The organism is Embleya sp. NPDC050493, assembly GCF_044458105.1.
In the GTDB taxonomy this organism is placed as follows: Bacteria; Actinomycetota; Actinomycetes; order Streptomycetales; family Streptomycetaceae; genus Embleya.
This window is the reverse complement of the sequence record NZ_JBITHP010000011.1, coordinates 190,976-202,331: the sequence shown is the minus strand read 5'-3', so window position 1 is coordinate 202,331 and position 11,356 is coordinate 190,976. Positions and strand designations below refer to the sequence as shown.

The following is an 11,356-nucleotide window of genomic DNA, read 5'->3' as shown; positions in this document are numbered from 1 at the left end:
CGGGCGTCGCCGTCGGGCGCCGCCGGCCGAGGGACCACCGAAACCTGTCGATGTTGTACGAGCTGTACGAGGAGTGCCGTGCCTGTCGGATCGACCACCCCCGAATCGGACCAGTCCCTGCGGGGTGAGCGGTACGAGGTCGAGATCGGCCCGGTCGCTCACGGCGGGCACTGCGTGGCCCGCCACGAGGGCCGCGTCATCTTCGTCCGGCACGGGCTCCCGGGCGAGCGGGCCGTCGTGCAGATCACCGACGGTGGGCCCACCTCGCGCTTCCTGCGCGGCGACGTGGTCGAGGTGCTGGCCGCTTCCCCGGACCGGATCACCCCCGCGTGCCCGGTGGCCGGGCCCGGCATGTGCGGTGGCTGCGACTGGCAGCACGCCACGCCCGCGGCGCAGCGCCGGCTCAAGGCGGACGTGGTGGCCGAGCAGTTGTTGCGGCTCGGCAAGGTCGACGTGCACGTCGAGGTCGAGGCCGTGGACAGCCCGCCCGGGATGGCCGAGGGCCTCGGCTGGCGCACCCGCGTGCAGTTCACCGTGGACCCGGCCACCGGCCGCGCGGGGCTGCGCAAGCACCGCTCGCACGACGTGCAGCCGATCGACTCCTGCCCGATCGCGGCGCCCGGCGTCGAGGAACTGGGCATCGAGGCGCACGAGTGGCCCGGCGTGGCCTCGGTCGAGGCGGTCTCCGCGACCGGCTCGCTGGACCGCGCGGTCACCGTGGTGCCCGCCGAGGGCGCGGACGGTCGGATGCCGATCGTCGAGCTGAACCGCGCGGTGTCGGTGTTCCGGGCCGACGACAAGGGCCGGGTCCGCAAGGTGCACGGCCGACCGGCGGTGCGCGAGGTGGCCGCGGGACGCACCTGGAAGGTCTCGGCGGGCGGCTTCTGGCAGGTGCACCCGGCCGCGGCCGACGTGCTCGTGCAGGCCGTCGTGGAAGGGCTGGAGCCGCGACCGGGCGACCTGGCGCTCGACCTGTACTGCGGGGTCGGGCTGTTCGCGGGCGCGATCTCCGAGCGGCTGGCGGACAGCGACACGATCATCGGGATCGAGAGCTCCAAGCAGGCGGTCGAGGACGCGATCCACAACCTTCGGGACGTGCCGGGCGCGCGCTTCGAGACCGGCACGGTGGAGAAGGTGTTGAGCAGGGCCGGTTTCCTGCGCCGCGCCGACATCGTGGTGCTCGACCCGCCGCGCGCGGGTGCGGGCAAGGCGGTCGTCGAGCGGATCGCGCGACTGACCCCGCGTCGGGTCGCGTACGTGGCGTGCGACCCGGCGGCGCTGGCGCGGGACGTGGCGTATTTCGCGGGCTTCGGGTTCAAGCTGCGGTCGGTGCGGTCGTTCGACCTGTTCCCGAACACGCATCACGTGGAGTCGGTGGCGATCCTGGAGCCGGCGCCTCGGGCGGCGCGACCTCGGCGGTAGCGGTAGCGGTAGTGGTAGCGGTGTCGGGGGCCGGAGGCCGGGGGCCGGGGGTAGCGGGTAGCGGTGTCGAGGGGGCGGGCGGTGCGTTGACGCGTCTAGCGCGTCTAGCGCGCTGAGCCCGTTGAGTATCCGGAGACCGTTGTGTGTGTCGCGTTGCGTGCGTTGCGCTGAGGGTTCGCGCGGTGCATGGGCGCCCTGGTGCGTGTGGCGCGTGGTCGGCGCTCGAAGCGGCCGCCCCGATCAAGGTCGGGGCGGCCGTTGCGTGTTGCGAGTGGTCGTGCCGAACACGGCCGATTCGCCGACCGATCCGGTGTGGGCCGGGATCGGTACCAGGCATGCGGTCGCGATCGGACCCGCGGCCGCCCATACTGCGCCGTCCCGGGTGCGGGCCGATGGGTAGCCGGTCGGGGACGGGTTGAACCGGGCGGCGGTCGGTGGCCGGCGCGAGGATGTCGGCGGACTCGACTCGGCCGCCCGGGGGCGGGTACGAGCGGGGATCGGCATTTTGAACGGATACGCCGGTAGCACCGGCCCGCGGGCGGACCCATGCGCGCACCGGGTGTGCAACACCTGTGCGCCGGAAGGGACTTGGAGCCGGGGCGTGATGTCGGACGGTGCGTCGGACCGGGTCCGGCTGTCCGGACCGGGTGCCCGGGTGCCCTGGTGGCTCCATGGTGGCGGCGCAGGGGCACGCGCTCGGGGCGTGGGTGTCGAGGTGCTCGGGCGCGGTACCGGTCACGTCGGGTGCGGGGGTGTTTGTGGGTCGGTCCACCAGGCTTCGGCCGGGTGGGTGGCGTAGCGGCTGCCGGGGCGGGGGCGGGGGCGTGGGCGGGTCGATGTGGATGGGGTGGTGGGGGCGCCGCCGGTGGTGGGGGTGGTGGACGTGGTGGACGTGGTGGACGTGGTGGGGGCGGTCACCCACGTGGGTGACATGGGGGTGAGGGAGGCGCCGTCCCGGGCGGTGCCGCCGAGGAGGTCGGAGACGGGTCCGGCGGCGTGCGAGGCGTGCGCGGCGTCGTGGGTGGCCGCCGGGTGATCGCCGATACCGCTGTCGCCGCGTAGGCCGGGGGCGACCCGAATGCCGGTCACCGGGGCGATCGGGGCCGAGGGCGGTGGAGCCGGGCGGCGTACGCGAGGGCCGATCCCGGCCGGCTGCACCCGGCGCGGTTCGCGGGACAGCGGGGTGCCCACGACTGCGGGTGCCGGCGGCGCGGGCGAGGGCGCGCAGGCGACCGCAGGCGGCGGGAGGAGAGCCGTTGCCGCCGGGGCGGCCGGGGGATCGGGTGGGAGCGGGGCCGGCGGGGTGGCGGCCACGCAGGTGGCCACCGGAGCGGACGGAGGCGGTGGCGCGGGCACTTCGGGTACGGCGAGCACGTCGGATGCCGGGGATACGGCAGGTGCCGCGGGTGCCGGAGGTGCCGGGAGCGCCGGGGTTTCGGGTGGTTCGCAGGACTCCGGCGAGGTGGCGTTCGACGGCGGCGAGGGTCGGTTCGGCGTGTCCGTCGCCGTGGGGACGACTTCGGGGGAGGCCCGATCGACGGGATTGAGGGGATCGACGGGGCCGGCCGGACCGGCGGGCTCGGTCGTCGAGGCGGTGGCCGCGGTGCACGGGTGGGTCGGGTTCGGGATGCCGCCGGTCGTGGCCGGTTGCGTCGCTCCCGACGCGGCGTCGGCGCGCGCCGGCAGGGGCCGGCCGGACAGCCGCTCGCCGAGGTCGCGATATACGCCCTCCAGGCGCGCGGCGGCGGCCTGGGCGGCCGTGGGGTCGGTGGCGCGCTCCTGGGCCTGGCGCAGGGCGCGGGCCGCCTCGTCGAGGTGCTCGTGCAGCGCGGCGCCCTGGGCGGCGAGCCGATCGGCGGCGTCGGCCAGCGCCTGACAGCGTGCGGTGAAGCGCTCGGCGCCGCCACCGGTCCAGATCTGCGCGCCGCGCCGGCCGGTCTCGGCGAGCGCGTCGCGCAACTCGCCCAGCCGGGCGGCGGCCAGCCGCCAGCCGTCGGCCGCCGCGCCGACCTCGCCGGGCCGGGCCGCGTGGATCGCCGCGTAGGCGTCCACGGCGTCGGGGGCGCTCATCGCGGGGCCGCCGTACGCAGCAGGGTGCCCACCTCGGTCTCGGTGGCGGTGAACCGGTCGGCGGTGCGGCCGAGTTCGGTGCGGGTGGTGGCCAACTCGGCGCGGATCTGCGCCAGGAGCTCGACCATTCGGGCCGACGCGCGGCGGTGCCGGTCGGTCAACTCGGCGGCGCCCGGGAGCGCGCCCAGGGCGTCGGTGCCCAGCGCGGTGTCGGCCGCGACCCGGGCGGGCTCGGCGAAGCAGCCGCGCGCCAGGTAGTCGGTGCCGATGTTGTGCAAGCGCCGGACGAGTCCGTGCAGTTCGCCGGTATCGACCGTGTAGCCCGTCGTGCCTTCGCCGTCGGTGCGGGACATGCCACCACCCCCTGATGTGTGCTTGAGCCCTGTGCTCGTGCTGCCTGCTGCCTGCTGCCTGCTGCCTGCTGCCTGCTCGTGCGTGTGTTCCGGTGTGCCTGGGCGCCTGGTTGCCGGTGGCCCTCGGGTGGCCGGGCCGGCGGGAAAGCGACGCTCGTTCGGGAGTCGATCGAGGCGCCCTCTCGGGAAACGATCAGGTTGGCACACGGTCACCCTGTGTGCCGGCTCCCTGTGGACAACCCGGAGCCACATCACCCCGAAGAGTGAAACCCCGCAAAAATCCGCTTGGTTGTCCACAGATTGTTCGATGGTGGGCGATTCGTCCGCCGCTCGGGCGCAACCTGGACACGTCGTGAACACACCGGACGGCACTCCGGGCGAGCCGGACAAGCACCACACGAGGGAGCGACCATGCACACCATCGAGACCTTCGCCGAACTGGACGACGAGCTGGCCACCGTCGATTCCACGCCACGCGCGCTGGCCGCCGTCGCACTCGCGCTGCACACCGTGCAGGAAGTGGTGCACGCGTGGAGCGGCGAGCCGGACCGGGGCGGCTGCCTGTGTCGGGTCGCCGACGAACTCGGGGACGCCCGGGAGATCATCGGCCGGATCGTGGGCCCCGACGCCGACACCGTCGTTCCGCTGCCGGGCGGGGATCCGGCGGGTGTGCCGATCGCGGGCGCCGCCCGGGTGCTCGGGAGAGTGGCCAAGGTGCTCACCCTGCTGGCCCGGCAGGGGGTGGCGGACAACCCCTGCGGGGACTGGGCGCGGTTGGCGCCCGCCCAGCGCCGGGCCTGTGCGGCCGCGTGGGCGATCGTCTTCCGCAACCTGGTTCGGCTGCGTGCGGCCGAGGAGACCGCGACCTGGTCGGGTCGACCGCATCGGCACGCCCCCGCGATCCCGCCGCGCCGGCGACGCGGCACGGCACACGTGCTGCCGTTTCCGGCGCGGCTCGCATGATCGACTCCCGCGTGGCGCAGGCGATCGGGTCCGGCGTGGTGCGCGTCCTCAAGAGAGGATGGGCACATGGATCTTCGTATTTTCACCGAACCCCAGCAGGGCGCGACCTACGACACGCTCCTGAGCGTGGCCAGGGCCACCGAAGACCTCGGCTTCGGGGCCTTCTTCCGCTCGGACCACTATCTGCACATGAGCGGCGAGGGCCTACCCGGTCCCACCGACGCGTGGATCACCCTGGCCGGATTGGCCCGGGAGACCAAGCGCATCCGGCTGGGCACACTGATGACGGCGGCGACGTTCCGCCTGCCCGGCGTGCTCGCGATCCAGGTCGCGCAGGTCGACGCGATGTCCGGCGGTCGGGTCGAACTGGGCCTCGGCGCCGGCTGGTTCGAGCAGGAGCACACCGCATACGGGATCCCGTTCCCGCGCGAGAAGTTCGGCCGGCTGGAGGAGCAGCTGCAGATCCTGACCGGGCTTTGGGACACCCCGGTCGGCGACACCTTCGACTACGCCGGGCGCTACTACTCGCTGGCCGACTCGCCCGCGCTGCCCAAGCCCGCCCAGCACCCGCACCCGCCGATCCTGATCGGCGGCTTCGGCGCCAAGCGCACGCCGGCGCTGGCCGCGCGCTTCGCGAACGAGTTCAACATCCCGTTCGGATCGGCGCAGACGAGCGCGCAGCAGTTCGGCCGGGTGCGCGACGCGCTCGTCGAGCACGGCCGCAAGGCCGAGGACATGGTCTTCTCGAACGCGCTCGTGGCCTGCGTGGGCAAGGACGACGCCGAGGTGGCCCGGCGCGCCGCGGTGATCGGCCGCGAAACCGCCGAACTCAAGGAGAACGGCCTGGCCGGCTCGCCCGCCGAAGTGGTCGACAAGATCGGCCGGTTCGCCGAGATCGGTTCGACCCGGATCTACTTCCAGATCCTCGACCTGCACGACCTGGACCACCTGGAGCTGATCGCCTCGGAGGTGATGCCCCAACTCGGCTGAGCCCACGGGCCGACCGGCCCGGAGCCGTCCGGGCAGGGGGAAAGGGCCCTGTCGCAGCCCGTGCGCTGCGACAGAGCCCCTCTCTCACCCCACCGCCCGGGTGGCCATTGCGGGCGGTCGCTTGGTGTGTTCCCTCGTCGTCAGACGGTCGCGGGCGTGTCCCCGTCGTCCTTGCCGAAGGTGCCGCTGCCGGCAAGCAGCGCGCTGCGGGTGCCACGTGCGCGGTACCACATGACGCCGCCGACCATCAGGAGCGTGCCACCGGCGGTGCCCAGCAGCCGCGGGTCCAGCAGGGCCCCGGTGTGCGCGAGAGCACCGCCGCCACCGCCGTTACCGCTTCCGGCGGAAGTCCCGGAACCGGTGCCGGCCGTGGTGCCCGTGGTCGTACCGGTGGTGGTTCCGGCGGTGTCGCCGGCGGTGGTGCCGGTCGTGCTTCCGGCAGTGTCACCGGCAGTGTCACCGGCGGTGGTTCCGGCCGTGGTGCCGGTGGTGGTTCCGGACGTCGTTCCGGTGGTGGTGCCCGTCGTCGTACCGGTCGTGGTGCCCGTGGTGGTGCCGGCCGTCGAGCCGTTGGTGGCCCCGGCGTGCGCGAGTTCGATTTTGAAGGGGAGTTCGACCTTGGGCCCGGTCTCGGAGGTGGTGACCGTCAGGACGTAGTCGCCGTCGGTCCAGGGGGCCGCGTCCCGAGGGAAGATGGCGAGGGTGGCCGAGAACAACCCATGGGCATCCGTCGTGTCCGATCGCAACTCGACCGGGCCGAAGGACGTGTCGTTCTTCCTGGTGATCACGGCCTTGAACGGCGTGTTCGGGGGGAAGTTCGTCAGCGACAGGCTGTAGTTCACTACGACGCCGGTCGCATCCGGGATGCGAATCCCCGCGTCGAAGACCACACTCGGGGAAACCGTGGCGACGACGCTCCACGTGTTGCCCGTCATCCGCACGTCCGCGTGCGCGAGATCGTCCACCACAACGGCCGAGTTGTCGTCGAGGCATTGCACGCGGACGCGGTGGTCGCCCGGGAGTGCGTTGACGATGAGCTGGGCCGGCGGGGAGAGCACCGGCTTTCGGTCCTCGGGCAGCGTGATGGGGCTGAACGAGCCCAGCCGGACGTTGCCCCCACCGGGCAGGGTCCGCCAGAAGAGGGCCTTGGTCGCCCCGACGGGGCATGCCTTCGCCGAGGTGATGGTCACCTTCTGCGAAAGGTCGCCCGTGCCCGGACTGATCGTGAGGACGTCGCTGTCGGTCGGCGGGGTCGTGGTCGGCGGAGTGGTGGTCGGAGGCGTGGTGGTGGGCGGCGCGGCCACGCTCCACGTCTTGCCATCCGCTCCGTCGGCGGTCGTGATGTCGACCGAGGCCGGTTCGCTCAGCAAGGTGCCGATGTCGTCCACGCACTGTGCGGTCAACTTGAAGGTGCCGGTGAGGTCGGTTCCCGCCAGGAACAACCGGATCGGCAAGGGGCGGTCGGGGATCCGGTCGGCGGGCAGCGGATCACCGGTTTCACCGCCGATCAGACGGGGCGTGGCCAGAGTGCCTCCGGAGACCGTCCACCGGAAGTTGGTGGCCGGTGCCGCACACGGCACATTCGCCTTCATCGTGACCTTGGTGTCGATCTTTCCGGTGCCCGGAGCGACGATGATCGTCGGTGTCGGGGAGCCCGGGTCGGCCGCCGCCGCGAGCGTCGGCATCGCCGACATTACGAGCAGCCCGGCTCCGCACGACGCCAGCACGCGCGCGAGTCTTAGGCTCATCTGGTCAACTCCGTTGAGAAGAAAGGAAAACGGGGACGGATCGCACGTGGGCCACCGGGACGAATCCCGGCGGCCCAAGGCGTTGTCACCGACGCCGCGTCACCACCACAGGCGGGACGAGTCGAGGGTGATCGCGACCGAGGTGGTCGCCTTCGAGTCCGTGCCGGAGAGCACGAGCGTGTAGGAACCGTCGGTCACGGTCGCCGGAAGCGTCAGCAGCGCGCCGCCCCAGGTGCCGTCGGGCGCGATCTGCGGCTGCAGCGAGACCGGGACGGAGACGCCGTCGCCGGTGCGCACGGCGCCGTCCACGTGCTCACCGGGCGCGAAGCCGCGGAACAGGACCAGACCGAAGCGCAGCGCGCCGAGCTTGCTCGGCAGCGCGCGGGCCTCGGGCGAAAGCGAGCTCCACACACCGCCGTTGACCCTCAGGTCGACCGACGCGGGCTCGGTGATGGTCAGCACACCGTCGGCGCTCGTCGTGTAGCACTGGGCGACGAGCTTGTGCGCGACGCCTTCCTGCGTGGCGGAGCCGAGCGGGAACAGCGCCCGCAGGCCGACGACCGCGGTGTCCGCGACCTTGTCGGCCGGCAGCGGGGTGCCCAGGAACGAGCCACCGAAGACGCGCTCGTTGGCGTTGGGCGAACGCACGACGAACCGGAACGCGGTCGCGTCGGGACCACACGGAACGCTCGCGCGGACGGTCGCCTTGCCGGTCGCGTCGGCCGGGCCGTACAGCGGGCTCACCTTGACGGTGCCCTGCTCGGCGGTCGCGGACGAGGAGGGAGCGGCATCCGTGGCGATGGCCGGCACGGAGGCGATCGCGAGCGCGGCCGGAACCGCGACCGTGAGCGCGAGCAGACGACGGAGCTTCATGAAATGCCCTTCCGGGGTCAGTGGGTTCGAGCAAAACAGCACGCGGCGGCCTGCTGGGCATCCGCCGGGGAAACGTCAGGGGCTCGCGATGGCGGACGGATGAGCGATCCGTCACCGGAGGGTGAACACGAGGCGCGGGGACTTCGGACGTGAAGTCGGAAGTGAAGTCGAGAGACCGATCACGAACTCGGCTCCGCGTCGTACGGTCGCGGATCCGGTTCGTGAGGCATCGATCGGGGAGCGAAGCCGAAAGTGCTTTCGATCGCTCGCTGTTCCGCAGCCGCGGCCCAGGCGATGAAGTCGGCAACAGTGACGTGATCGTCGCCGTCGCCGCAGTCGTGAACGCGATACACGGTGTGGCCAGATGAGCCGTTGATCGGCGCAGTCGGATCGACACCGCCCATGCCGCGAGGCCACGCAGTGCTCCCGGGCCGTGTGCGCCATGACGCGCCGACTTGCCGGGGTCGAAACCACCGGCGGTCACGCCGGAATCGTGCGGGGACAAGCCGTCCCGGGTCCCCCGACCCGAGACGGCCCGCCACCGATCACGTGATTTTGGGCAGGTCGGGCGTGGGTCAGACGACGAAACCGAAGGTGGTCCAGATCGCCTGCTGCGCCGGGGCCTTGGCCCAGTTGATGAACGCGATGGTGTCCGTGTCGCTCTCGGTGTCGGCCGGGTCGTAGACGAAGTACACGTTGCGGTTGCCGACGAAGCCGCTCGCGTTCGGCGCCTTGCCGTCGATGCTGCGCGGGGTGAAGCCGTTGGTGTGGTTGGTCACGCCCGACGCGGGGTTGGTCTGCTCGCCGTACGCGGCCTGCGAGAACGGGATGATCGCGTCGGTCGAGGTGATCTGCGGCGCGTCGCCGCGGTTCTCCTGCGCGGTCTGGATCACGGTCGCGGCGCAGGCACCGTTGGCCGCCGAGGTCGGGTCGAAGCCACCGAGCACCTTGTCGATGAACTCCTGGCGGGTACCGGAACCGGCCTGCGGGATGTGCTTTTGGATCGCACCCGACAGGCTCGGGTTGATCTGGCTCCAGTTGGTGATCGAGCAGTCGTAGATGCCGTGCAGCTGCGCCGAGGTCAGGCCGGCGGGCGCGCCGACCTTCTTGGTCGCCCAGGTGACGGCGTCGCCGGCGACCCGGGTGAAGGTCAGCGTGGTCTCGGGGGTGCCGGCCTTCGGGCCACGCGAGGAGCGGACGAAGCTCAGGCAGTTGGCACTGGTGCCGGCGCGCTCGGCCAGCAGCGCGTTGATGCCGGCGCCCGAGCCGTTCGGCCACGGGTTCTTGCCGGCACCGTACTGGGTGTCACAGGCGGCCTTGCCGGTCGCCTGGCCACCGGCGGGGACGCCGGCGTTGACGGTTATCCAGTTGTTGCCACCCGGGTCGACGTTGGCGGCATAGTCCGAGGTGAGCGCCGCGGTGACGTTCTGCAGCGTGTCCGAACCGGCGTTGACGTACGTGGCCGCGTTCGCCGAGGCGTTGGCGCCGACGACGAGCGCCATGGCGGCGGTCGCGGTGCCCAGTACGGTGGCGGTCTTGCGCATGCTGAAGACGCTGGACATTCGAAGTCTCAACTCTCTCTTGGCATTTGCTGGCCATCGACCGCAGTGGCCGACGCCGACAACGCTGCCGGCGGCTTGATCGTCGTGGGATGTCCGGCAGGGAAACGGGATCGGGCTGCGCGAGGCGTCGACGCGAACGGACCGCGCCTGTAACGGAAACCGGACACACCGGAACCTCTGCGGCACGGATACGACGCCTGCCGTACACCCTCGGCACCGGTTGTTTCCGTAGCGGACAGTTGCCGAGGCGCTGCGCTCTGGTTGTCTCCAGGCGAGGGGCATCCGGCTTGATCGCCGGGCGACATGACGAACGGTCAGGTCGGTTCGCCACCCGCTTCCAGGAGCCGAAAGCCATGGCACACCCGCCCGTGTTCGCACCCGAGTCGCCGGAACTCATCGATTCGCCCCGGCGGATCGCGGTACGTCGGACCAGGGCCGATCACGCGTTCCGCTGGACCACGCGCGGCGTGGCGATCCTGGTCCTGGGGTTGCTCGCCGCGATCGGTGGCTACCTGCTCTACCAGGGCAGCAGCGCGCTCGACCGGGCCGGCTGGGGATTCCTCACCGAGGACGTGTGGGAACCCAAGAGCGGCACCTTCGGCGTGCGCGGCCTGCTCACCGGCACGGTCCTCGTGGCCATCGTCGCGCTCGTCGTCGCGGTGCCGATCGCACTCACCGCCGCCCTGTACATCACCGAGTTCGCCCCCCGGCGTCTACGCGGGGTGCTCACCTCGATCGTCGACCTGATGGCCGCGGTGCCGAGCATCATCTACGGCATCTTCGGCTTCTTCGTGCTGCAACCCCAACTGATCCCGGTCAGCCGGTGGTTGGCCACCAACCTGGACTTCCTGCCGATCTTCGAGATCCGCACGATCGACGTGAAGGCCCGCTTCGTGGACAGCCAGTTCAGCTCCTCGCTGTTCATCTCCGGCGTCGTGGTGTCCACCATGGTCATCCCGATCTGCTGCTCGGTCAGCCGCGAGGTCTTCGGCCAGGCGCCGCCCGGTGAGAAGGAGGGCGCGCTCGCGCTCGGCGCCACCCGCTGGGGGGTGATCCGCGCGGTGGTCCTGCCGTTCGGACGCGGCGGCATGATCGGCGGCGTCATGCTCGGCCTGGGCCGAGCCCTGGGCGAGACCATCGCCGTCGCGATGATCATCTCGTTCAACACCGACTTCTCCTTCCGCATCCTCGACGGCCAGGGTTCGACGATCTCCTCGTTGATCGTCCTGAAATACGGCGAGGCCGACACCGAGTCGATCTCCGCGCTGATGGCCGCCGGCCTCGCGCTCTTCGTCCTCACCCTCGCCGTCAACACGGTCGCCGGCGTCCTTGTCGCCCGCTCGCGCAGCGGCAAGTCCACCGAGATCTGAACAAC

10 protein-coding genes are annotated in these 11,356 nt (G+C 71.9%); 4 read left to right on the top strand and 6 right to left on the bottom strand.

All coding sequences use genetic code 11. The annotated features are described in order from the left end of the window. Positions 1-78: 78 nt before the first annotated feature. Positions 79-1,422, top strand: a complete 1,344-nt coding sequence (locus ACIBM5_RS22640; protein ID WP_396008488.1) for a class I SAM-dependent RNA methyltransferase — start codon at positions 79-81, stop codon at positions 1,420-1,422. Between the two features lie 735 nt (positions 1,423-2,157). Here the strand turns inward: ACIBM5_RS22640 and ACIBM5_RS22635 are convergent. Both ACIBM5_RS22635 and ACIBM5_RS22630 read right to left on the bottom strand, forming a co-directional pair. Next, positions 2,158-3,492 (bottom strand): hypothetical protein, encoded by a 1,335-nt coding sequence (locus ACIBM5_RS22635; RefSeq protein WP_396008487.1) that lies wholly within the window; start codon positions 3,490-3,492, stop codon positions 2,158-2,160. Continuing rightward, complete coding sequence (locus tag ACIBM5_RS22630; protein WP_396008486.1) at positions 3,489-3,845, bottom strand: hypothetical protein; 357 nt, start codon at positions 3,843-3,845, stop codon at positions 3,489-3,491. Before ACIBM5_RS22630 ends, ACIBM5_RS22635 begins: the two co-directional genes overlap by 4 nt. A gap of 411 nt (positions 3,846-4,256) precedes the next feature. Between ACIBM5_RS22630 and ACIBM5_RS22625 the strand changes: the two genes are divergently transcribed. Continuing rightward, a complete protein-coding gene (locus ACIBM5_RS22625; RefSeq protein WP_391581709.1) occupies positions 4,257-4,808 on the top strand; it encodes a hypothetical protein in 552 nt (183 codons plus the stop codon). Between the two features lie 66 nt (positions 4,809-4,874). Next, on the top strand, positions 4,875-5,798 hold the full coding sequence (locus ACIBM5_RS22620; protein WP_396008485.1) for an LLM class F420-dependent oxidoreductase: 924 nt from the start codon (positions 4,875-4,877) through the stop codon (positions 5,796-5,798). A gap of 140 nt (positions 5,799-5,938) precedes the next feature. Here the strand turns inward: ACIBM5_RS22620 and ACIBM5_RS22615 are convergent, their stop codons facing one another. The 4 genes from ACIBM5_RS22615 to ACIBM5_RS22600 all read right to left on the bottom strand — a co-directional run bounded on the left by ACIBM5_RS22615 (position 5,939) and on the right by ACIBM5_RS22600 (position 9,963). After that, positions 5,939-7,624, bottom strand: coding sequence for a hypothetical protein (locus tag ACIBM5_RS22615; protein WP_396008483.1), 1,686 nt, complete (start codon positions 7,622-7,624; stop codon positions 5,939-5,941). 21 nt (positions 7,625-7,645) lie between these two features. Further along, complete coding sequence (locus tag ACIBM5_RS22610; RefSeq protein ID WP_396008482.1) at positions 7,646-8,419, bottom strand: hypothetical protein; 774 nt, start codon at positions 8,417-8,419, stop codon at positions 7,646-7,648. A gap of 179 nt (positions 8,420-8,598) precedes the next feature. Then, a complete protein-coding gene (locus ACIBM5_RS22605) occupies positions 8,599-8,823 on the bottom strand; it encodes a hypothetical protein (protein ID WP_396008480.1) in 225 nt (74 codons plus the stop codon). A 171-nt stretch (positions 8,824-8,994) separates the two neighbouring features. Next, a complete protein-coding gene (locus ACIBM5_RS22600) occupies positions 8,995-9,963 on the bottom strand; it encodes a PstS family phosphate ABC transporter substrate-binding protein (protein WP_396008479.1) in 969 nt (322 codons plus the stop codon). A gap of 371 nt (positions 9,964-10,334) precedes the next feature. On the opposite strand from ACIBM5_RS22600, the gene pstC reads away from it, so the two are divergent. Beyond that, positions 10,335-11,351: a phosphate ABC transporter permease subunit PstC gene (pstC, locus tag ACIBM5_RS22595; protein ID WP_391581715.1), complete on the top strand. Its 1,017-nt coding sequence runs from the start codon at positions 10,335-10,337 to the stop codon at positions 11,349-11,351. Positions 11,352-11,356 lie beyond the last annotated feature (5 nt).

What these genes read in the sequence shown, in the direction of transcription:
- ACIBM5_RS22625 (WP_391581709.1), top strand. Translation starts at nt 4,257, where the DNA reads ATGCACACCATCGAGACCTTCGCCGAACTGGACGACGAGCTGGCCACC.
- ACIBM5_RS22635 (WP_396008487.1), bottom strand. Translation starts at nt 3,492, where the DNA reads ATGAGCGCCCCCGACGCCGTGGACGCCTACGCGGCGATCCACGCGGCC.
- ACIBM5_RS22610 (WP_396008482.1), bottom strand. Translation starts at nt 8,419, where the DNA reads ATGAAGCTCCGTCGTCTGCTCGCGCTCACGGTCGCGGTTCCGGCCGCG.
- ACIBM5_RS22605 (WP_396008480.1), bottom strand. Translation starts at nt 8,823, where the DNA reads ATGGGCGGTGTCGATCCGACTGCGCCGATCAACGGCTCATCTGGCCAC.
- ACIBM5_RS22620 (WP_396008485.1), top strand. Translation starts at nt 4,875, where the DNA reads ATGGATCTTCGTATTTTCACCGAACCCCAGCAGGGCGCGACCTACGAC.
- ACIBM5_RS22630 (WP_396008486.1), bottom strand. Translation starts at nt 3,845, where the DNA reads ATGTCCCGCACCGACGGCGAAGGCACGACGGGCTACACGGTCGATACC.
- ACIBM5_RS22600 (WP_396008479.1), bottom strand. Translation starts at nt 9,963, where the DNA reads ATGCGCAAGACCGCCACCGTACTGGGCACCGCGACCGCCGCCATGGCG.
- pstC (WP_391581715.1), top strand. Translation starts at nt 10,335, where the DNA reads ATGGCACACCCGCCCGTGTTCGCACCCGAGTCGCCGGAACTCATCGAT.